This window comes from Bacillus sp. SIMBA_005 (genome assembly GCF_046535585.1).
GTDB classification, from domain to species: Bacteria; Bacillota; Bacilli; order Bacillales; family Bacillaceae; genus Bacillus; species Bacillus pumilus.
On sequence record NZ_JAWRWI010000001.1, the window covers coordinates 81,640 to 101,669 of the forward strand.

23 protein-coding genes and 3 riboswitches are annotated in these 20,030 nt (G+C 40.6%); of the genes, 16 read left to right on the plus strand and 7 right to left on the minus strand.

What is annotated here, in order from left to right:
* Window position 1: 1 nt before the first annotated feature.
* Together SB660_RS00455 and SB660_RS00460 are read left to right on the plus strand one after the other, a co-directional pair.
* Window positions 2-493, plus strand: coding sequence for a methylated-DNA--[protein]-cysteine S-methyltransferase (locus SB660_RS00455; RefSeq protein WP_144462200.1), 492 nt, complete (start codon window positions 2-4; stop codon window positions 491-493).
* Between the two features lie 91 nt (window positions 494-584).
* Complete coding sequence (locus SB660_RS00460) at window positions 585-719, plus strand: hypothetical protein (protein ID WP_267903484.1); 135 nt, start codon at window positions 585-587, stop codon at window positions 717-719.
* A gap of 25 nt (window positions 720-744) precedes the next feature.
* Here the strand turns inward: SB660_RS00460 and mtnA are convergent, their stop codons facing one another.
* Together mtnA and mtnK are read right to left on the minus strand one after the other, a co-directional pair.
* Window positions 745-1,806, minus strand: a complete 1,062-nt coding sequence (gene mtnA / locus SB660_RS00465) for an S-methyl-5-thioribose-1-phosphate isomerase (protein ID WP_323640280.1) — start codon at window positions 1,804-1,806, stop codon at window positions 745-747.
* Window positions 1,807-1,812: 6 nt separating this feature from the next.
* Window positions 1,813-3,006: an S-methyl-5-thioribose kinase gene (mtnK, locus tag SB660_RS00470; protein WP_058014159.1), complete on the minus strand. Its 1,194-nt coding sequence runs from the start codon at window positions 3,004-3,006 to the stop codon at window positions 1,813-1,815.
* A 79-nt stretch (window positions 3,007-3,085) separates the two neighbouring features.
* A riboswitch (SAM riboswitch) is annotated at window positions 3,086-3,244 on the minus strand.
* 165 nt (window positions 3,245-3,409) lie between these two features.
* Here mtnK and SB660_RS00475 point away from each other — a divergent pair.
* The 6 genes from SB660_RS00475 to SB660_RS00500 all read left to right on the plus strand — a co-directional run bounded on the left by SB660_RS00475 (window position 3,410) and on the right by SB660_RS00500 (window position 8,458).
* Window positions 3,410-4,600: a pyridoxal phosphate-dependent aminotransferase gene (locus SB660_RS00475; RefSeq protein ID WP_410580869.1), complete on the plus strand. Its 1,191-nt coding sequence runs from the start codon at window positions 3,410-3,412 to the stop codon at window positions 4,598-4,600.
* A 44-nt stretch (window positions 4,601-4,644) separates the two neighbouring features.
* A riboswitch (SAM riboswitch) is annotated at window positions 4,645-4,746 on the plus strand.
* Between the two features lie 102 nt (window positions 4,747-4,848).
* A complete protein-coding gene (mtnW, locus tag SB660_RS00480) occupies window positions 4,849-6,069 on the plus strand; it encodes a 2,3-diketo-5-methylthiopentyl-1-phosphate enolase (RefSeq protein ID WP_410580871.1) in 1,221 nt (406 codons plus the stop codon).
* Window positions 6,070-6,765: a 2-hydroxy-3-keto-5-methylthiopentenyl-1-phosphate phosphatase gene (locus SB660_RS00485; protein ID WP_058014156.1), complete on the plus strand. Its 696-nt coding sequence runs from the start codon at window positions 6,070-6,072 to the stop codon at window positions 6,763-6,765. It begins immediately after the preceding gene.
* Window positions 6,729-7,367 (plus strand): methylthioribulose 1-phosphate dehydratase, encoded by a 639-nt coding sequence (locus tag SB660_RS00490; RefSeq protein ID WP_144462188.1) that lies wholly within the window; start codon window positions 6,729-6,731, stop codon window positions 7,365-7,367. The genes SB660_RS00485 and SB660_RS00490 overlap by 37 nt, the downstream gene beginning before the upstream one ends.
* Window positions 7,368-7,383: 16 nt before the next feature.
* A complete protein-coding gene (locus tag SB660_RS00495) occupies window positions 7,384-7,914 on the plus strand; it encodes a 1,2-dihydroxy-3-keto-5-methylthiopentene dioxygenase (protein WP_061407554.1) in 531 nt (176 codons plus the stop codon).
* Window positions 7,915-8,215: 301 nt separating this feature from the next.
* Complete coding sequence (locus SB660_RS00500) at window positions 8,216-8,458, plus strand: aspartyl-phosphate phosphatase Spo0E family protein (RefSeq protein ID WP_058014153.1); 243 nt, start codon at window positions 8,216-8,218, stop codon at window positions 8,456-8,458.
* Between the two features lie 47 nt (window positions 8,459-8,505).
* Here SB660_RS00500 and kinD read toward each other — a convergent pair whose 3' ends face one another.
* Window positions 8,506-10,011, minus strand: a complete 1,506-nt coding sequence (gene kinD, locus SB660_RS00505) for a sporulation kinase KinD (protein WP_058014152.1) — start codon at window positions 10,009-10,011, stop codon at window positions 8,506-8,508.
* Window positions 10,012-10,216: 205 nt separating this feature from the next.
* Here kinD and mhqR point away from each other — a divergent pair, with 205 nt between their 5' ends.
* The gene (mhqR, locus tag SB660_RS00510) at window positions 10,217-10,672 is read left to right on the plus strand and encodes a MarR family transcriptional regulator MhqR (protein WP_003211701.1); all 456 of its coding nucleotides are present in this window, start codon (window positions 10,217-10,219) and stop codon (window positions 10,670-10,672) included.
* A gap of 29 nt (window positions 10,673-10,701) precedes the next feature.
* Here the strand turns inward: mhqR and motB are convergent, their stop codons facing one another.
* The 3 genes from motB to SB660_RS00525 form a co-directional block, all read right to left on the minus strand.
* Complete coding sequence (motB, locus tag SB660_RS00515) at window positions 10,702-11,469, minus strand: flagellar motor protein MotB (RefSeq protein WP_058014151.1); 768 nt, start codon at window positions 11,467-11,469, stop codon at window positions 10,702-10,704.
* Window positions 11,462-12,256, minus strand: coding sequence for a flagellar motor stator protein MotA (gene motA, locus SB660_RS00520; RefSeq protein ID WP_003212085.1), 795 nt, complete (start codon window positions 12,254-12,256; stop codon window positions 11,462-11,464). Before motA ends, motB begins: the two co-directional genes overlap by 8 nt.
* Before the next feature lie 375 nt (window positions 12,257-12,631).
* Window positions 12,632-14,734, minus strand: coding sequence for an ATP-dependent Clp protease ATP-binding subunit (locus SB660_RS00525; RefSeq protein WP_410580876.1), 2,103 nt, complete (start codon window positions 14,732-14,734; stop codon window positions 12,632-12,634).
* Between the two features lie 244 nt (window positions 14,735-14,978).
* Between SB660_RS00525 and SB660_RS00530 the strand changes: the two genes are divergently transcribed.
* The 6 genes from SB660_RS00530 (at window position 14,979) to SB660_RS00555 (ending at window position 19,118) form a co-directional block, all read left to right on the plus strand.
* Window positions 14,979-16,022, plus strand: a complete 1,044-nt coding sequence (locus tag SB660_RS00530) for a YkvI family membrane protein (protein ID WP_058014149.1) — start codon at window positions 14,979-14,981, stop codon at window positions 16,020-16,022.
* Between the two features lie 71 nt (window positions 16,023-16,093).
* A riboswitch (PreQ1 riboswitch) is annotated at window positions 16,094-16,138 on the plus strand.
* Window positions 16,139-16,297: 159 nt separating this feature from the next.
* Window positions 16,298-16,954 carry a 7-cyano-7-deazaguanine synthase QueC gene (gene queC / locus SB660_RS00535; protein WP_180309102.1) on the plus strand — a complete coding sequence of 219 codons (657 nt, stop codon included), beginning with the start codon at window positions 16,298-16,300 and terminating at the stop codon, window positions 16,952-16,954.
* Window positions 16,955-17,395, plus strand: coding sequence for a 6-carboxytetrahydropterin synthase QueD (gene queD, locus SB660_RS00540; RefSeq protein ID WP_058014147.1), 441 nt, complete (start codon window positions 16,955-16,957; stop codon window positions 17,393-17,395).
* Window positions 17,388-18,119 (plus strand): 7-carboxy-7-deazaguanine synthase QueE, encoded by a 732-nt coding sequence (gene queE / locus SB660_RS00545; protein WP_180309101.1) that lies wholly within the window; start codon window positions 17,388-17,390, stop codon window positions 18,117-18,119. The genes queD and queE overlap by 8 nt, the downstream gene beginning before the upstream one ends.
* 15 nt (window positions 18,120-18,134) lie before the next feature.
* Window positions 18,135-18,632 (plus strand): preQ(1) synthase, encoded by a 498-nt coding sequence (gene queF, locus SB660_RS00550; protein WP_058014145.1) that lies wholly within the window; start codon window positions 18,135-18,137, stop codon window positions 18,630-18,632.
* Between the two features lie 267 nt (window positions 18,633-18,899).
* The gene (locus SB660_RS00555) at window positions 18,900-19,118 is read left to right on the plus strand and encodes a nitrile hydratase subunit beta (protein ID WP_144462184.1); all 219 of its coding nucleotides are present in this window, start codon (window positions 18,900-18,902) and stop codon (window positions 19,116-19,118) included.
* Window positions 19,119-19,238: 120 nt separating this feature from the next.
* On the opposite strand, the gene SB660_RS00560 is transcribed toward SB660_RS00555, so the two are convergent.
* Window positions 19,239-19,427, minus strand: a complete 189-nt coding sequence (locus SB660_RS00560) for a YkvS family protein (protein WP_003211747.1) — start codon at window positions 19,425-19,427, stop codon at window positions 19,239-19,241.
* A 167-nt stretch (window positions 19,428-19,594) separates the two neighbouring features.
* Here SB660_RS00560 and SB660_RS00565 point away from each other — a divergent pair, with 167 nt between their 5' ends.
* Window positions 19,595-19,789 (plus strand): hypothetical protein, encoded by a 195-nt coding sequence (locus tag SB660_RS00565; protein ID WP_061407562.1) that lies wholly within the window; start codon window positions 19,595-19,597, stop codon window positions 19,787-19,789.
* Window positions 19,790-20,030: the final 241 nt, after the last annotated feature.

Here is a 20,030-nt window from a genome sequence, read left to right on the forward strand (position 1 = left end):
CGTGTATTATACCGTCTATCACGCACCAATTGGGGCATTATACATACTAGAAAAAGACGATGCCATCATCGAGGTGATGTTTGATGATGAGCCGTTTTTAGAAAAAAAGCAGGAAGCCAATCTAAAAGAAGAAGAAACGTCTGTATTACAAGAAGCGAAAAAGCAGCTGGATGAATATTTCAAGGGGGAGCGCCAAGTATTCGATCTCCCGCTCAAGCAAAAGGGAACTTCGTTTCAAGAGCAAGTGTGGGAAGCACTTTCGACTATTCCGTATGGTGAATCAAAAAGCTATGCAGACATTGCAGAAGCGATTGGTAACCCAAAGGCAGTGAGAGCGATTGGACAAGCCAACAGACGCAATGCATTACCTATTTTTATTCCCTGTCACAGAGTGATTGGAAAAGACCGTTCTCTAACGGGCTATGCAGGAACGAAGACAGACATGAAAGCGGTTCTGCTTGAATTAGAAGGTATCCCATTTGTTCAAAAATAAATCGATTGACCTGTTCCGAATGTTTTCCAAGCGACATATCCTTTTATTAAGCTAAAAAAGTTGGTTGAGGGAAAAAGGAGGGCGCTAGGGAATGTTTTGGGACAAAAAGAATAAAATGTTTGCCATCACATCACTATGTGTCAAAATGAACGTTTTGACAGAAGAACAGAAAAAAGAAATCTTAGCAAAAACGAATGAAATAAAAAAGCGCGGTGCTCTTAAATAATAAGTACACGGCGCTTTTTTTATGATCAGAGTGAGATGCTTTCATTGAACAGAGCATCAATCTCTTCTGTATAGTTCGACGTGATAATCCCTTTCTCTGTAATAATCCCTGAAATGAGATGGTGAGGAGTGACATCAAAGGCGGGATTGAATACCTGAACATCAGGCGGTGCAATTTGGACGCCGTTAAATTCCTTTACTTCCAGCGGGTCGCGCTCTTCAATTGGAATATCTGCCCCGTCTTTGGTTGAGACATCAAAGGTAGAGAGCGGTGCAGCTATAAAAAACGGAATTTGAAAATGCTTGGCTAAAATAGCAAGATTTAACGTGCCAATCTTATTCGCCGCATCTCCATTACGGGCAATACGATCTGCTCCAACTATAACAGCAGAAATTTGCTTTTCTTTCATCGTATGGGCTGCCATATTATCTGTGATGAGCGTCACATCTACGCCGCCTTGCATGAGCTCCCATGTTGTCAGCCTAGCCCCTTGGAGAACAGGGCGTGTTTCACAGGCATAAATGTGAAGATCGAGATTTTTCTTTTTGGCTAAATAGAATGGAGCAAGGGCTGTTCCGTAACGGCTCGTGGCGATAGAGCCTGCATTGCATATGGTCATAATTCGATCACCCGATTTAAAGAGCTGGAGTGCATTTTGACCGATTTGTCTGCATGTTTCTTCATCTTCAATTTGAATTTGAATGGCTTCATGGACAAGGTCTGTTTTGGCTGCATTGACTGAGGCTGCACGCTCAATGCGCTGCAATAATCGCTCTAATGCCCAGGCTAGATTCACAGCGGTTGGACGAGCACTGTTTAAATATTCTTTTATCTGAATGACTTCTTGTTTAAATACATCAATTTCTTCTGTCTCAATGTCTTGGGCACTGAGCGCCAGTCCAAAAGCTGCTGTGATGCCAATGGCAGGTGCTCCCCGCACTTTTAACGTGACAATGGCATCATACACGTCTTCTTTTGTATATAGATGTTCAAATACGGTTTCTGCCGGTAATTTTTGCTGATTCAAAATGTTAATATGGTTTTCTTCCCATTCGACAGAACGGGGGACTTCAAATTCTTTAGACAAAACCCGTCACTCCTTTACAGATTGCTGGAATAATGCGACGAGGTCAGACGCTGTTTCCACTGCATGATATTGTTTGATGAATGTTTTTCCGAGCGTAAGTGCTGCTTTTTTCTGCTGAATCCGTCTAGATGGTGATGGAATTGCATCGAGATCAGCGGCATGAGCAAGGCCGATCGTTCGGCGGACAAGCTCACAGCCCGCAAAGCCTGTCGCTTCTTTTAAAATACGGTCAAAGGTTGTTTCTAAAAAGCTGTCAGATACACTAAATGCTTCAATGCTGTCTTCTTTCCAAGCTTTTGCGAACACTTCTTTGAAGGTCGCCCATACATTGACGACATGGTCAAAAAGGTGCTGTTGATCATGTTCATTCTCACGAGACAAAGCATTTAGGAACAGGTTAGCGATAAAGTGACCGATATCGAATCCGAAGGGACCATAAAAAGCGAATTCTGGATCAATGATTTTTGTTTCCGTCTCACTTGCAAAAATACTGCCTGTATGAAGATCTCCATGAACTAGTGTTTCGGCAGATGTCAGGAAAATACGCTTCAATTCAGCTGCTTTTGCCTGCACTGCAAGATCTGCCCAGAGCGCTTCGGCAGCTTCTCTTAATTCTTCTTCGAAATCATTTGTGCCGCTATCAAAGAAAGGATCTGTGAAGACGAGCTTTTCGGTAATGTCACAAAGGTCCGGATTCGTAAATTGCTTCACAAATTGTTTTTTGATTTTAGGATTTGTGGCAAAGTCAGAAGTGTAAAATAGTGTTTTTCCTAAAAATTCTCCGACATGATCAGATAAATGCGGATATTGTTTTCCGGCAATTAGCCCTTTTCTGACGATTTCTAGGTGTGATAGATCCTCCATTGCCGTCACAGCAAGAGCTGTATCTGAATAATAGACTGCTGGTACGAGGTGCGGCGTATATTCTGACTGCTTGATCAGGGCAGCACTTTCGATTCTCGCACGGTCTAATGTAAGCGGCCAGCTCTCTCCGACCACCTTGGCGTAAGGCAGAGCCTGCTTGATGATCAACCCTTTTTCTTGTTTATGATCAAAAATATGAAAGACATAATTTAAATTCCCGTCACCGATTTCCGTACATGTCAAATGACTGCTTTCTTGGATCAAGCCAAGTCTAATTGCGAGTGCAACTGCCGAGCTTTCTGTTAATTCTTCATATGATGCCGTAAGTGTAACCAATTGCTTCCCCTCCAAATCATATAAAAAAGCCTCTTTCTCCTGAGAGAAAGAGGCTTGATGTTGTGTATACTCAAAGCCTCTCTTATCTCTCAGCACATACGTCTGATGGAATTAGCACCGTGCCCTATAAGACAATTGTCTTGGCGCTTACTTGCTGCGCCCCACTTCACAGTGGTATTAACGGTCGGTTGCTGTTGGGGTCAAAAGGCCAAATCCCTCGCCCAACTCTCGATAAGAGAAATCAATATGTAATTGTTTCGTGTTTGTTTGCATTTCTTAATTCAAGATATTATCAGAGCTGCGCTTCACATGTCAATCCTTTTTCGAAATTGCTTTACAATTCGTAAAACAATCCATTACAGTGTTTGTATTGCTATGTAACTTGAATAGAAGGTGAAGAAAAATGCAATTCCAGCATTCAGATGTATTGAAACAATTACCGACACAATTTTTTGCATCCCTTGTCCAAAAGGTGCAGAAAAAAGTGCAGGAGGGCGCAGATATGATTAATTTAGGGCAGGGAAATCCTGACCAGCCAACGCCCGCGCACATTGTAAAAGCCATGCAGGAAGCGGTATTAAAACCTGAAAATCATCAATACTCGTCATTCCGCGGAACAGCGAAATTAAAAAAGGCTGCTGCTGCCTTTTATGAAAGAGAATATGGTGTCACGCTTGATCCGATGACGGAAATTGCGATTTTATTTGGCGGGAAAGCGGGACTTGTTGAGCTGCCGCAATGCCTGCTGAATCCGGGTGACACACTTCTTGTTCCAGACCCAGGTTATCCTGATTACTGGTCAGGTGCCGTGCTTGCTGGAGCTCAAATGGTGACGATGCCGCTTCTTGAACAAAATGATTTTTTACCTGACTATGACATGTTGCCTGAGGATGTTAAGGAAAAGGCAAAGTTGATGTATTTAAATTATCCCAACAACCCGACAGGTGCCACGGCAAGCCGTTCATTTTTTGAAGAAACCGTTACATTCGCAAAAGATCACAAGCTCTGTGTTGTCCATGATTTTGCTTATGGCGGTATTGGGTTTGATGGGGAAAAGCCGATCAGCTTTTTGCAAACAGATGGAGCGAAAGAGACGGGGATTGAAATTTATACATTGTCTAAAACGTATAATATGGCCGGCTGGAGAGTAGGGTTTGCAGCAGGAAATCCATCTGTTATTGAAGCGATTGAGCTTTATCAGGATCACCTGTTTGTTTCACTGTTCAAAGCCACTCAAGATGCAGCAGCGGAAGCTTTGTTAAGCGACCAAACGTGTGTACAGGTGCAAAATGAACGATATGAGAATCGGCGAAATGTGTGGATTGCTGCCTGCAAGGAGATTGGCTGGGAGGTCACTGCACCAAAGGGGTCGTTTTTTGCTTGGCTAAAGGTGCCAGAAGGGTATACATCTGAATCTTTTGCTGGCGTATTATTAGAGAAAGCGCATGTGGTTGTGGCACCGGGGAATGGGTTTGGTACTCACGGTGAAGGATACGTGAGAGTAGGACTTTTAACAAATGAGGAGCGGTTAAAAGAAGCCGCTCGGCGAATCGATGCCTTGAATCTGTTTAAAAATAAGCCATTGACAACATGAATAAACGGTGCGATAATTCAGACAATATTTAAGAAAATTGAATATTCTTATCAAGAGTAGGCAGAGGGACTAGCCCAATGAAGCCCGGCAACCGACTTCCATGAAGCACGGTGCTAATTCTTGCAGCAAGCGCTGAGAGATAAGATTCGGATGAATGACACGAAACAACCTCTTTCAGGCGCTGATAAAGCACTTGAAGAGGTTTTTTTATTGACCATATGCATGACGCAATCGAAAGGGGATTCCTAGTGAGTGAATTACTGGCAACATACGTATTAACACATCGAGAGGATGAACAAGTGAACCGAAAAGCGGAGCAGATCGCGATTGGTCTAACAGTTGGATCATGGACGGATTTGCCGCAGCTCAAAAAAAAGCAGCTTCAAAAGCATAAAGGCCGGGTAGAAAAGGTATCAGAAAAATTTGCTCCAGCCGAAAATGGCCTATATCAATCTGAGGTGACCATTGCTTATCCTGAGGCTAACTTTTCAGCAGATATACCGGCCGTTTTGACGACGATCTTTGGAAAGCTTTCACTAGATGGAAAAGTGAAGCTAGTCGACATTCAATTTTCAGATAGATTGAAAAGAAATCTGCCAGGACCGGTATTTGGAATTGATGGCATACGAAAAAAAACAGGCGTGTTTGATCGACCTTTGTTGATGAGTATTTTTAAAGGTGTCATTGGCCGTGATATGGCAGATTTAAAAGAACAGCTCCGTTTACAAGCATTAGGCGGCGTTGACTTTATCAAAGACGATGAAATTTTATTTGAGAGCCCGCTAGCCCCTTTTGAAGAGCGAATCAAAGAAGGAAAAAAGATATTAAAAGAAACATATGAAGAGACAGGGCACCGAACGCTATATGCCGTTAATTTAACAGGCAGAACCTTTGAACTGAGGGATCGAGCAAGAAAGGCTGCTGAGCTTGGAGCGGATGCCCTCTTATTCAATGTCTTTGCCTACGGGCTAGATGTCATGCAAAGCTTAGCTGAGGATCCAGATATTCGATTGCCTATTATGGCCCATCCCGCAGTAAGCGGTGCTTTGACATCATCGCCTGAATATGGATTCTCCCATTCTCTTCTTTTAGGTAAATTAAATCGATATGCTGGCGCTGATTTAAGTCTTTTTCCCTCACCGTATGGGTCGGTCGCACTTCCGAAAAAAGATGCCTTTGGAATCTATGAAGCTTGTGTAAAAGAGGATTCGGTTCAAAAAATGTTCCCAGTCCCGTCAGCAGGGATTCATCCTGGAATGGTTCCAGTATTGATCAAAGATTTTGGACTCGATCATGTGATAAATGCTGGCGGAGGAATTCACGGTCATCCGCGTGGAGCCATTGGCGGAGGAAAAGCATTTCGATCGATCATTGATGCGGTGATACATGGAGAGTCGATCCAAGAGAAGGAAACTTCTTGCCAAGACTTAAAAGCAGCACTTGAACTATGGGGAAGGGTAGCAGAATAAATGAAAAAACCAATTGTATGTTGTGATTTTGATGGAACCATTACGAAAAATGATAATATCATTCGCATCATGAAACACTTCGCACCAAGTGAATGGACGAAGCTGAAGGATGATGTTCTCACAAAGGAGATCACCATTCAAGAAGGCGTCGGGCAGATGTTTCAATTACTGACGAGTGATCAAAAAGAAGCCATTCAATCGTTTATTTTAGAAGATACAGAGATTCGAGAAGGATTCAAGCCATTTGTTGATCATGTAAAAAAGGCTGATATTCCCTTCTATGTGCTAAGCGGCGGGATGGACTTTTTTGTTTATCCCATACTCGAGGGCATTGTGGATAGAGACGATATTTATTGCAATCATGCCTCATTTGGGGAAGAGTATATTCAGATTGAATGGCCGCATGCCTGCGATTCGCAGTGTCAAAATGGCTGCGGCTGCTGCAAGCCGTCAATCATTCGAGAGCTGACCAGTGAGAATGACTTCATTATCATGATTGGGGATTCAGTCACCGATGTGGAGGCGGCAAAGCATGCGGATCTCACATTTGCGCGTGACTACTTGCTAAACGAATGTAAAGAGCTCGGGCTTGTTCATGAAGAGTTTGAAACATTTATTGATCTTAAAGCACAATTTGATCAAATAAAGGAAGTGAAGAAATGGCAGACGCAAAGAACAAGCGCTGGCAGGAGCTAGCTGATGTCAAACGTGAACTGGCACAAAGAGATTGGTTTTACGGAACAAGCGGCAATTTATCAATCAAGGTGTCGGATGATCCAATCACGTTTTTGGTGACGGCAAGCGGCAAAGATAAACGAAAAGAAACAGATGAAGACTTTGTTTTAGTAAATGCAGCAGGTAAGCCTGTTGATCCTGACGAGCCGCTTAGACCATCAGCTGAAACACTGCTTCACACGTACGTGTATGAACGGACGAAAGCAGGCTGCTGTCTGCATGTCCATACAATCGATAATAATGTAATCTCTGAGCTGTATGGGGATAAGGGCGAGGTTCGTTTCAAAGGAAACGAAATCATCAAAGCGCTTGGTTTCTGGGAAGAGGATGCAGAAGTATCATTACCGATTATTGAAAATCCAGCCCATATTCCGCAACTTGCAGCACAATTTGCAAAGCATCTCACTGAAGAGTCGGAATCAGGTGCTGTGCTCATTCGAAATCACGGCATCACAGTCTGGGGAAAAACAGCCTCTGAAGCAAAACGAGTATTAGAGGCGTATGAATTTTTGTTTAGCTACTACTTAAAATTAACGCTTTATCAAAAGCAGCTTGTCACATAAAAAGGAGGAAAAGCACATGGCGACGATTTTGATTCATAATGAAGAGAACACATTACTTGAAAGCGAGCAAGAGGTGGCAGCCTATTTAGAAAATCAAGGGGTCATTTATGAACATTGGGATATTGCAAAGCTGCCAAACCGATTAGCAGAAAAGTATGATTTAACAGATGAGGAAAAGGAAGAGATTTTGACTGTTTTCCAAAAGGAAATCGAGAGTATATCTGAAAAACGAGGATACAAAGCGCAGGATGTGATTTCATTATCTGATGCCACACCAAACCTAGATGACTTGCTCCAAAATTTTCAGCGTGAGCATCACCATACAGATGACGAAGTACGCTTTATCGTAAGCGGTCATGGAATCTTTGCCATTCAGGGGAAGGATGGCGTCTTTTTTGATGTGAGACTGAATCCTGGTGATTTAATTTCTGTTCCGCCGCATATTCGTCACTACTTTACACTTCAAGAGGATCGAAAAGTGGTCGCAGTTCGCATATTTGTCACAACTGAGGGCTGGGTGCCAATTTACGAGGAAGAAACGGTTTAATGACAGGAGCTGATCATTCCGCATGAGGCGGAAGATCAGCTTTTTTTTAGGAAAATAGGTATAAAATGAGAAAGAAAATAGTTGATTTTGAGCTTCTGCATAGGATAAAATTCTGTTTAATCCATGTGTCAGTCCTGCCCAAATTTGAAGTTTACCCCCAAATAAGATTGGGTAAGAGGTCTTTAGGCTGTAAAAAATTAAATAAAATAAGCATATTTAATTTAATTTACAAATAAAGTATAATTTTGGTGTCGGATCATTTTGAGCACAGACAGTCGAATTTATTGCGGGAGCTGAGATCATGAATAGTTATGTAAGAAAAGAACAATTGCTAATGTCAATTGATGAGAAGAGAAAACAGATGGTAGAAGCTGCTCAAGCAGAAGGCTACACTGGTGAGACGACAATTAAATATAGTCAAGAACTGGACAACCTGATGAATGAGTATCAGTATCTTCTTTTTCATGAGAAACAATCTGTTGCAACCTTTCATGATCTTGTCTCTCAAATGAGCCTTCTATCTGTGAACCGTCCCTCTTATTGACATGAAAAAACCGGTCTTGCCTAAGCAAAACCGGCTGAATGTTTCAGCTATGCTGAGTGAGCAGAAGGAAGCATGATCATGACGGTTGTTCCTTTATTCACTTCGCTCTCGATATCAATTGTTCCGCCATACATCGAAATGATTCGTTTACACACGACTAGTCCAAGACCTGTCCCTTTTTCCTTCGACGTAATAAAAGGGAGGAAGATATGTTTTAACATTTCTTCTGGTATGCCCTCGCCTGTATCTTTCACTTTAATAATGACATGTTCTTTTTCAGCCTCAATCAAAATCTTCAAATGACCGCCATTTGGCATCGCTTCTAACGAGTTCTTCGCTACATTTAATACGACTTGTTTAATGTGATCCTTTGTGCAATATACCCCAACATCTTGAATCGTATTAATTTGCAAATCAACCTCAACATTATAAAGGTTCGCCTCAGAGAAAACGATCGGCATGATCTCACTTACAATTTCTTTTACAGAGTTATTCTGCCATTTTTCTGCCGTTGGTTTCCCTAATACAAGAAACTCACTGACGATTTGGTTGATTCGTTTAATTTCTTCTTCAATGACAGAAAAATAGAGCTGATCTTCTTCAGAGTGATACTTCTTTTGCAAAAGCTGTATAAATCCACTAATCCCTGTTAATGGGTTGCGAATTTCGTGTGCCGTACTTGCTGCGAGGGTCCCGATTAATTCAAGCTTTTGCGCTTCATTTTGGTGACGCTCCTGCTGGGTTTGCCGCCTTAAAATGATATATTGAACAAGTGTGAATAAAATATTTAATAAAATAAAAGCACTGGATAAGGGGATCAGCATAACAGACAGCACTTCACCTGTAGAAGCACGCTGCGGATAGACCTCCAGCTTCCAGCTGTTTTCATCTAAATATGTAGACACGGTACTGCCATTTTCTGATGCTGGCTGTGGACCACTTGTAAACACGACATGTCCATTTTGATTCAGCATCTTAAAATGAAGATCAGGGTTCAATACATTCATAATATTTCTTAAATAATCAATTTGAATGGCGGCGACTAGCACATTGGTGACTTCTTCGTTTTCATCCAGCACAGGCACACAAATGGAAAGAATCCGCTGTTTTGTAATTCGGCTCACATAATTATCTGTGATCACCGTCTGCTTGGTCACTTGAATGCGCTTAAAGTAATCTCTGAATGATAGGTTGATTTTTTCCTTTAACGGTGTGGTGCTTACTGTTACATTTCCTTTTTTGTCTAGGAGATACAGACCCGAAAAACGAGGTTCTTGTTTATAGATTTTCTCTAGGATGTTTTGTACCTTTTTCGTCTCGAGAGGCTGGTCAAATCCCATGGCAAGTGAAGTTAATCTCGCTTCTGTTTCACTAATTAAATAATTCATTTGGTTTTTGTGAATATTTAACATAAGTGTAGCAGTTTGTTTGTTTTTTAAGTCGATTTTTTCCGTTTCTTTTTCGTAGATAAAATAACTAATGATTAGGGTTGGAATCATGACCAAAATAAGGTACAGCCTGATCTTCTTCCAAAACCCTTTCAATATACTCATCATTCATCGCTCCAACGTATTACCTAATAGACTTATTATAGCATTGAACCTATCTTTATTACGATGACTTGTGTGATTTTTAAAAAATTAGGTGATTCGTTCTGGTCTCATTTTCATGCTAAAGATAGATCAAGATGTTGACATTTTACTTATTGTTTATTAATGTCACATTAGTGGGTTGCATTTCATAAAGGATGATAAAAAAATGGAAAATCATAATGTTGAAAAATCTTTGAAATTATTTATTGTATTATCACGTGCCTATCGCTCAATTAATCATCACATGAACAAACATATTGTGAAGCACGGGCTGAATCCGACTGAATTTGCAGTATTAGAATTACTGTATCATAAAGGGGATCAGCCGCTTCAGCAAATCGGTGATAAGATTTTACTTGCAAGCGGCAGCATCACGTATGTGGTCGATAAATTGGAGAAGAAAGAACTCCTCAGTCGTAAGGCCTGTGCAGAAGACCGGAGGGTCACATTTGCACATATTACCGAGCAGGGACGAGCTTTGCTTGATGATATCTTCCCAGATCATGCGAAAGAAATTCATGAGATGATCAGTGTCCTGAGCGAAGAAGAGAAGGATGCCTGCATTGACATGCTTAAACATGTGGGACTGCGTGCAAAACATTTATATGATCATAAAGAATAAATAAAAAAGGAAGCCGAGGGCTTCCTTTTTTATTTTGCTTTTTTCTCGATCGGTAAAATAAGTACTTCTACGCGCCGGTTTTTACTTCTGCCTTCTGCTGTATCATTTGAAGCGATGGGCTTAAATTCACCGAAACCTTTTGTACTAAAGTTCTCTTGGTTTAAATTGCTGTTCTCAAGAAGAATACTCAAAAAGTTTACAGCACGTATGGCACTTAAATACCAGTTGGATTCAAAATCTGAATTTCTGATCGGTACATTATCAGTATGTCCGCTAATGACGATGTCACGAGCGGGGTTAATGACGAGTAGTTTTGAGATTTCCTTTGCCAAAGGGACATCTTGAGGACGAATAACCGCCCGGCCAGAATCAAAGAAGATACTGTCTTCTATCGTAATGAGCAAACCTTCGTCCGTGAGCTTTGTTTCGAGCTTAGCTCCAAGTTTCTTATTGGCAATGAAGGAATCCACTTGCTTTTTGACCTTTGTGAGAACGGCATGATCTCGAGCTTTTGCTTTCGCTTCTTCATCTTCTTCTTCAGCTGCTTTTTTGGTCTGGTTGCTATTTTCAGTTTCTTCAGTACTTTGCATGCTGGTTTGATCCATGACACCAGTACCGCCCGTAAAGACGACATTAAAAGACTTGGCCATCTGTTCATACTTTGCCGCATCAATCGAACTAGATGCAAAAAGCACAATGAAGAGAGCGAGCAGAAGCGTCAGAAGATCGGCATAAGGGATCAGCCAAGATTCATCTACATGGTCATCGTGATCATGTTTTTTACGTTTCCTAGCCATTTTGTTTTTCTCCTTCTTCAATGACAAGATTTGCACGTTCTTTCGCTGGTAAGTACATGAGAAGTTTTTGTTCAATCACTTTTGGAGATTGACCTTCAAGAACAGAAAGAATTCCTTCGATCATAATCAGACGAAGTTTTACTTCTTCCTTTGATTTACGCTTTAGCTTGTTGGCAAATGGATGCCATAACACATACCCAGTAAAAATCCCAAGAAGTGTGGCAACGAAGGCTGCACTGATTGCATGTCCAAGTGCTTCAATATCTCCCATGTTGGCAAGTGCAGCAATAAGTCCGACAACGGCGCCAAGTACACCAAGCGTCGGAGCGTATGTACCGGCTTGTGTAAAGATTAATGCACCTGACTGATGTCTTTCTGACATGGCGTCAACTTCTTCTGTTAAGACGTCGCGAATAAATTCTGCACTTTGACCGTCAACCGCCATGCTTAAGCCGTTCTTAAGAAAATCGTCATCTACTTCCTCAATGCTAGCTTCTAATGCCAAAAGACCTTCACGACGCGCAATTTGTGCCCAGTTTGAAAAAAGAGGGATCATTTCTTGAATCGTTGGAAGCTTGTTGTCTTTGAAAATTTTGCCGAACAATTTTGGTGTTTTCTTAATTTCACTAGATGGGAATGCGATGACAACAGCTGCAATCGTCCCAACCACAATGATCAATATAGCCGCTGGGTTGATAAGAGCGGTTAGACTTACACCTTTCAAAACCATACCGACACTCAGTGCAATAAATGCTAAAATAATACCAATTAACGATGTTTTATCCATTATCTCACCAAATCCTTTAACTATCTTTTTCTATAGTTAATATCGGTGTCTTCTAGAAGGGTTTTAGTCTGAATATCAAATTAAGGCAGTTTCTGTGAAGAAATTTTGACGAAAGCGCTTTCTATTACCTTGAAAAAGAAACTCCCTCTGATATAAAGGGAGTTTCTTTTTTAATTTCTTTGAGCAGTTTCAATTAAAAGCAGCTCTTTTAATTTTTCCTCATACATGATTTTGACAAGATCATAGCTGCAATTCATCATGTGATCCACCTCTTTTTCTTTTATCTTAAAGGAAAAGAGGCGGGGGAGCGTCGGCGTGCGGATGGAACTTAGACACCGCAACATGATGGAGCTGTAGATCCTTCTTAAGATGTACTTATCCTTTTTTTACGACAATTTCGTTATCTTCAACTTCTACAGTAAATCCTGAAAGCTGTTCTTCTTCAAGCAATATTTCCGTCATTTGATCTTCAACGTGCTCTTGAATGGTTCTTCGCAGTGGACGAGCACCAAATGCAGGATGGTATCCAAGTTCTGCAATTTTTTCTTTCGCTTCATTTGTCACATGGACTGTTAAATTTTGCTCTTTTAATTGTTCTGACAGCTCATTGAGCAGAAGGTCCACAATCTTCACTAAATCATCTCGATCTAATGAGTCAAACTGAATGATGCTGTCAAAACGGTTCAAGAATTCTGGCTTGAAATAAGTGCTGAGTGAATCAATGAGTGATTGCTCCTCAATTGCTTCTTCCTGATCAGACTGGAAGCCGACTTTGACCGTTTTATCTGTGCTGCCTGCGTTACTTGTCATGATGATGACCGTATCTTTAAAGCTGACGGTTCTGCCTTGGCTGTCTGTTAACCGGCCATCTTCCATGATTTGCAGGAACATGTGCTGCACATCAGGGTGTGCTTTTTCGATTTCATCCAGCAAAATGATGCTGTATGGTTTTCTGCGCACTTTTTCCGTTAGTTGACCCGCTTCATCATGTCCAACATAACCAGGAGGAGAACCGATGAGCTTAGATACTGAGTGTTTCTCCATGTACTCACTCATATCTAAACGGATAATCGCATCTCTTGAACCAAATAATTCTTCAGCTAGCGTTTTTGACAATTCGGTTTTTCCGACACCTGTTGGCCCAACGAATAGGAAGGAGCCAGTTGGTCTATGTTTCGATTTTAAGCCGGCTCTGCTTCTTTTCACAGCTTTCGCTACTTTTTCAACCGCATGTTCCTGGCCGATCACTCGTGCTTTTAAGCGGACGTCAATTTCTTTCATTTTGGTTTGTTCGTCTGCTTGCAGTTTGCCGACAGGGATGCCTGTTTTTTGTTCGACAATGGCCTGAATGTCTTCTGCTGTGACGACATGTTCTTTGTCATTTGTTTTCTTTTGAAGTCTAGCTTCAATGGCTTCTTCTTCATCTCGAAGCTTCGCTGCTTTTTCGTACTGTTCTTCTTTTAAAGCGGCTTGTTTTTCAGCAGCAATTTCTCTCAGACGATTTGTTAGTTCATCTTCACTTGCGGCATCAATGGAGAGGTTCGCTTTTGAACCTGCTTCATCCATTAAATCAATCGCTTTATCCGGCAAATGACGGTCCTGGATATATCGTGAAGATAATTGAACACATGCTTGAATGGCTTCGTCTGAATAGGTGATGCCATGGTAGCTTTCGTACTTATCTTGAATGCCTTTTAAAATTTCAATCGCTTCATCTTGTGTTGGCTCATCTACAATAACGGGCTGAAAGCGTCGTTCAAGTGCGGCATCTTTTTCAATTTGACGATATTCTTTTAATGTTGTCGCACCTACTAGCTGGAGCTCGCCTCGTGCAAGGGCTGGTTTTAAGATGTTTCCAGCATCCATTGACCCTTCGGCAGATCCTGCGCCAACAAGAAGATGGATTTCATCTACAAATAAGATAATATTTTTACGGCTTTGCAGTTCTTTGATTAACTGCTTCATTCTTTCCTCAAATTGACCACGTATCCCTGTATTCGCTACAAGGGAGGAGACATCTAATAAATAGATTTGTTTGTTCTTTAATTTATTTGGTACATCGCCACTTGCAATTTTCAGTGCAAGTCCTTCAGCGATCGCTGTTTTCCCAACACCTGGTTCACCAATGAGGACAGGATTATTTTTATTTCTTCTATTTAAAATCTCAATGACTCTTGCGACTTCTTCATCACGGCCGATGACTGGATCAATTAAACCAGCATTTGCGCCATCTGTTAAATTGCGGCCAAGTTCATCGAGTAAGCCTTTTTGTTTTGGCTGCTCTACGTTTTGCGTATGTCCTGCTTGCTCAGAGAAGAATGAGCTTCCTCCGAACAATTGAGGTCCCATTTTCATTTTTGATTGCTCCATCAAAGAGGTGTAGCAGTCTTCACATAAAACCATTTGGCTCCGGGATGAATTCACTTGCATATTCAGGCGAATAGTTGCTTCATTCACTTGACAATGTTGACAACGCATTTGCCATGACCTCCTTATGATAAAAGTTTGACTTTATTTGACCAATGAATGTTAAAGAAAATGGTCAGTTGTTTGACCATCTTTGACTATAGTATACTCTGACCTATTTTGACTTTCAACTGTTTTGCTCAAAGGCGGGTAAAATCCTTTTTTTGCATTTAATCATGGTTTGTCCTTCTTTTCAAGGAACTTGTCTCATAGGATAAAAAAAGACAATCGAAAGTGATGGGTGCGGAGGGGTCACATGAAACGTTCAAATGAATCCGCTTTTCAGCTTGCCTTTGTATATGTAGGAACAGTGGTTGGAGCTGGGTTTGCGACAGGGAAAGAAATCGTAGAATTTTTTGTTCGTTTTGGCTGGATTGGACTATTCGGAATCTTGATTAGCGGCGCTATTTTTACTGGACTTGGAGCAAAAATGATGCTCATTTCTAAACGAATTGAAGCAGAGTCATATCAAGATATGAACCGTTTTCTATTTGGCGCAGCTGCCAGTCGATATATTAATGTTGTCATGTTTTTTATTTTACTAGGCGTCACTTCAGTGATGATTTCTGGCGCAGGTGCTATATTTGAAGAGCAGCTTGGCATATCGAAGGAATATGGGATTTTTTTAACGATCATTCTGAGCGTTATTGTGCTTTTGAAAGGCTCAAAAGGATTATTTGGTGTCAATGTTCTCGTCGTCCCAATGCTTATTTTCTTTTCATTGATTGTGTTTCTTGATTCATTCGTTTTTAGCAGTAGTGAAAGTTATGTTCTTGCACTGCAAATGGGTGAGGGAGAGTGGATTTTATCAGCTATCTCATATGGTGCTTTTAATTTGGCACTTTCTCAAGCGGTATTAGTGCCTGTCGCAAATGAAATGACCTCTGAAGCGGTGATCAAAAAGGGAGCTGTGATTGGGGGCGTCATGCTGACAATTATTTTATTTGTATGCTTTTTATCTCTTTCTTCATTAGATATGCTGGAGGCGTTTGATATTCCAATGGCTCAGGTCGTGTATCAAGTAGCAAATTCCATTCATCTCATTTATTTATTTGTGATCTTCGGAGAAGTCTTTACATCCGTCATAGGGAATTTATATGGGCTGGAGAGACAAGTGAGGGCGTATATACGAATGAACAGTGTCTTGACGATATCCCTTATTCTCTTATGCTGCTATGTGATTAGTAAAATTGGTTACGGCACATTGATATCAACGGTTTATCCTATTTTTGGCTATGTGAGCATCTTTTTTATCCTCTTTCTTTTTCTAAAGAAAGTGCCTGCATCATTTGATAAGTAAAGAAGGGATAGCCTGCATGAAAAATATATGGTACACTATCTTCTGTGAAAATTGAACAAAAATCCGTTTAAACGGGAGAGGTTCTAGCAAAACCCTCTATAAAAAACTAAGGACTTGCCGTATCCTTGGATGTGGCATTTTTTATTTTTTATGGCTGGGACACCTCATACACATGTAAAGGTGTCTTTTCTTTTGAGAAAAACAGGGGTTTTCAAGAGCCTTTCAGATGCAGTTTTGTACGAGGGTATAGATCTGCAAAAGGAGGAGAACAGAAATTGAAAAATGAAAAAGCAGTCGTTGTCTTTAGCGGGGGACAAGACAGTACGACATGTTTATTATGGGCACTTCAACAATTCGAAGAGGTAGAAACCGTGACCTTTCATTATAATCAGCGTCATCAAGAAGAAATTGATGTCGCTAAAAGAATTGCTGACAAGTTAGGTGTGAAGAACCATCTATTAGATATGTCTCTTTTGAATCAGCTGGCACCAAATGCCTTAACAAGAGATGACATTGATATTGAAGAAAAAGAAGGAGAGCTGCCTTCCACATTTGTACCAGGAAGAAACTTAGTGTTCCTATCCTTTGCTTCTATTCTTGCGTATCAAATCGGAGCAAGACATATTATCACAGGTGTATGCGAAACAGACTTTAGCGGCTATCCAGATTGCCGTGACGAGTTTGTCAAGTCTTGTAATGTCACAGTGAATTTGGCGATGGAAAAACCATTTGTCATCCATACACCGCTCATGTGGCTTAATAAAGCAGAAACATGGAAGCTAGCAGACGAGCTGAGTGCGTTAGATTTTGTGAAAAATGAAACGCTCACTTGCTATAATGGCATCATTTCTGATGGCTGCGGGGAATGCCCTGCGTGTAAGCTTCGGAAAAATGGCTATGAGACGTATATGGAAATGAAGGAGGCAAAATAAATGCTTTCTCAGATCTATCCACAAACGAATCATCCATACTCATTTGAATTGAACAAAGATATGCATATATCAGCTGCCCATTTTATCCCGAGAGAAGATGCAGGTGCTTGCAGCCGTGTACATGGTCATACGTACACCATCAATATAACCATTGCTGGAGATGACCTAGATGAATCGGGCTTCCTTGTCAATTTTAGTACATTGAAAAAACTTATTCATGGTAAATATGATCACACGCTGCTCAATGATCATGAGGAATTCTCCTCAACCGATCCATACGCGATGCCTACTACAGAGGTTGTGGCAAAGACAGTCCATGACAAAGTCGCAGCATATTTATCGACTTTAGCAAATGAACCAGTATGTGTTCAGGTCTTTGTGAGGGAGACACCAACAAGCTACTGCATTTACCGGCCGAAACGAGTTGAACACAATGGCTAAGGCAATTCCTGTATTAGAAATCTTTGGTCCGACCATTCAAGGAGAAGGGATGGTGATTGGACAAAAAACCATGTTTGTCAGAACGGCTGGCTGTGACTACTCTTGCAGCTGGTGTGATTCCGCCTTTACTTGGGATGGATCAGCAAAGCATGACATTCAGTGGCTTCACGCAGAAGACATTGTCAAAGAATTAAAAAGAATAGGTGGACAGGCTTTTTCTCATGTCACCATTTCAGGGGGAAACCCTGCGCTTTTAAAACAAATGGAGTCACTCATTGATTTGCTTCACGAAGAAGGAATTGAAACAGCGCTTGAAACACAAGGGACAATGTATCAGGACTGGTTTTTGAAAATTGATGATTTAACGATTTCTCCGAAGCCGCCAAGCTCAAATATGAAAACAGATTTCGCGAAACTCACACGTATCATAGATGAGCTGAAAAACGGAAATAGATTAGAGCATGCAAGCCTGAAGGTCGTGATTTTTGACGATCATGATCTAGCCTATGCAAAGGATGTTCATGCAAAATATCCAGAGCTTCCTTTTTATTTGCAGGTAGGAAATGATGACACGACAACAGGTGATGATGCGTACTTATTGACGCATTTATTAAAGAAATATGAAGCGCTTGTTGATCAAGTTGCGCAAGACCCAGACTTAAATCGCGTAAGAGTGCTGCCGCAGCTGCACACATTATTGTGGGGAAATAAACGAGGCGTATAGAAAGGAAGAGAAGACATGACGACAAGAAAACCAGAAGAATTAGAAGGTGTCACTTTACTAGGAAATCAAGGCACCAATTATTTGTTTGATTATGCACCACAAGTGCTTGAAACATTTCCGAATAAACATACAAATAGAGATTATTTTGTGAAATTCAACTGCCCAGAATTCACGTCACTTTGTCCGCAAACAGGTCAGCCGGATTTTGCGACAGTTTATATCAGCTATATCCCAAATGACATCATGGTCGAAAGTAAATCATTAAAATTGTATTTGTTCAGCTTCCGTAACCATGGTGATTTCCATGAGGATTGTATGAATATTATTATGAATGATCTTATTGAATTGATGGACCCAAGATACATTGAAGTATGGGGCAAATTTACACCAAGAGGCGGTATTTCAATTGACCCGTACACGAACTACGGAAAACCTGGTACCAAATATGAAGAAATGGCATCGTATCGTATGATGAACCATGATATGTATCCAGAAACGATTGATAATCGCTAATAAAGGAAAAGACATGCCTAATGACATGTCTTTTTTTATGGGTTTGAAAGGGATGATTCAGACTGAAGTGATAAAAAAAGAGAAGAGTCATGTCGCTCTCCTCATACAAATGGGAATAGAACTTGCTAGGACGGCTGGGGGCTACCAGCTCGTAAAATTATTATACATGACAGAACGTATGTTTGTAAAGAGGAATTGTGTTTTTTGCTTATCTTATTTGCTTTAAGATAAAATAGAGGCAATGAACGACTAATGGAGGCGTTTGAGTTGGTAAACAAAGAAGAAAAGACAGAGAAGCTGCTGAGTGAGATAAAAGAAGAACTTCAAATGCTTGAACATCAAAACAAAGAACGATATAAATGGAGTGCCTCTACATTGCTTGGAGTGATTGCACTTTTGATTGATAAAGGCGTTATCACCCCCGAGGAAGTGGACATGTACAAAACGAAAGCAGAAATGCAAACCTTTCATACGCAAAAAGACTGACACTTCTTCATATGGTGTCAGTCTTTTTCATATGTGATTGTCAAAGAGAGCTAAACTGTCAGAAAGCAGCTTTGCTTCGTATTTACGTATGTATCGATAATCTGAATTGAGGATTGCAAATTAATGTACGGAGTCTTTGATGATTTTATAGTTTTTATGATTAACGACTGTTAGTGAATCCAGTTCTAAATCTCTATAGTTGTCCATGATGGTGACATCCACAATGACAGAGTTTTCATTCACTTTTTCAACTACACCTGTTAAACCATTTCTAAATTCGATCACATTTCCAATTTTTGCAATCTTCAACCGATCCCTCTCCTTTAAAAACAGATTTCATTCCCTATTAAAAAGTATTTTGCAATATTTTCATACCAATGTAAAGGATAAAGACGTTTTTGTTTTGTTTTCGTTGTATGCTTTCCTAACGGATGGTATATTTAATATTTGATAATGGCTGTAAAGGAGAGGTTTTTTTGACGGAAGAACAAATCCTCACAATACTTGAATCGTTACGAAATGGGACAGAAAAGCAAGTAACCATCAAGAAAGATGATTTCTTAACGTTTCGTTCGATCTTGGTAAATCAAGATGATTTTAAGCATTTTCGCGGGATTGCGAAACATGGTGGAGATGTTATTTTTGAATATCTTACAGAAGCAAGAAGCTAAAGCTTTTTCTCATGAATGAGAGAAAGCTTTTTTATTTTAGTTCTTTTGTCACACTTCAAACGAGCTTGATACATCTGAAAAGAAAATGTAATAACCCATAATCAGGAGCATAAGGATGATTATAGGCGGAAAAGGGACCTTTTTAAGCGCTAACAATTCCAGTTGATACGTAAATCAACTAGGACATGCCAATTAATGACGGAATTTGGACAGGCATGCAAATCTTTGTGCGTGAAAATAG

Bases quoted from the DNA above. Each gene is read 5' to 3' on its own strand.
- SB660_RS00460 (WP_267903484.1), top strand. From the start codon at position 585: ATGTTTTGGGACAAAAAGAATAAAATGTTTGCCATCACATCACTATGT.
- SB660_RS00475 (WP_410580869.1), top strand. From the start codon at position 3,410: ATGCAATTCCAGCATTCAGATGTATTGAAACAATTACCGACACAATTT.
- SB660_RS00485 (WP_058014156.1), top strand. From the start codon at position 6,070: ATGAAAAAACCAATTGTATGTTGTGATTTTGATGGAACCATTACGAAA.
- SB660_RS00490 (WP_144462188.1), top strand. From the start codon at position 6,729: ATGGCAGACGCAAAGAACAAGCGCTGGCAGGAGCTAGCTGATGTCAAA.
- SB660_RS00495 (WP_061407554.1), top strand. From the start codon at position 7,384: ATGGCGACGATTTTGATTCATAATGAAGAGAACACATTACTTGAAAGC.
- SB660_RS00500 (WP_058014153.1), top strand. From the start codon at position 8,216: ATGAATAGTTATGTAAGAAAAGAACAATTGCTAATGTCAATTGATGAG.
- kinD (WP_058014152.1), bottom strand. From the start codon at position 10,011: ATGAGTATATTGAAAGGGTTTTGGAAGAAGATCAGGCTGTACCTTATT.
- mhqR (WP_003211701.1), top strand. From the start codon at position 10,217: ATGGAAAATCATAATGTTGAAAAATCTTTGAAATTATTTATTGTATTA.
- motB (WP_058014151.1), bottom strand. From the start codon at position 11,469: ATGGCTAGGAAACGTAAAAAACATGATCACGATGACCATGTAGATGAA.
- motA (WP_003212085.1), bottom strand. From the start codon at position 12,256: ATGGATAAAACATCGTTAATTGGTATTATTTTAGCATTTATTGCACTG.
- SB660_RS00525 (WP_410580876.1), bottom strand. From the start codon at position 14,734: ATGCGTTGTCAACATTGTCAAGTGAATGAAGCAACTATTCGCCTGAAT.
- SB660_RS00530 (WP_058014149.1), top strand. From the start codon at position 14,979: ATGAAACGTTCAAATGAATCCGCTTTTCAGCTTGCCTTTGTATATGTA.
- queD (WP_058014147.1), top strand. From the start codon at position 16,955: ATGCTTTCTCAGATCTATCCACAAACGAATCATCCATACTCATTTGAA.
- queE (WP_180309101.1), top strand. From the start codon at position 17,388: ATGGCTAAGGCAATTCCTGTATTAGAAATCTTTGGTCCGACCATTCAA.
- queF (WP_058014145.1), top strand. From the start codon at position 18,135: ATGACGACAAGAAAACCAGAAGAATTAGAAGGTGTCACTTTACTAGGA.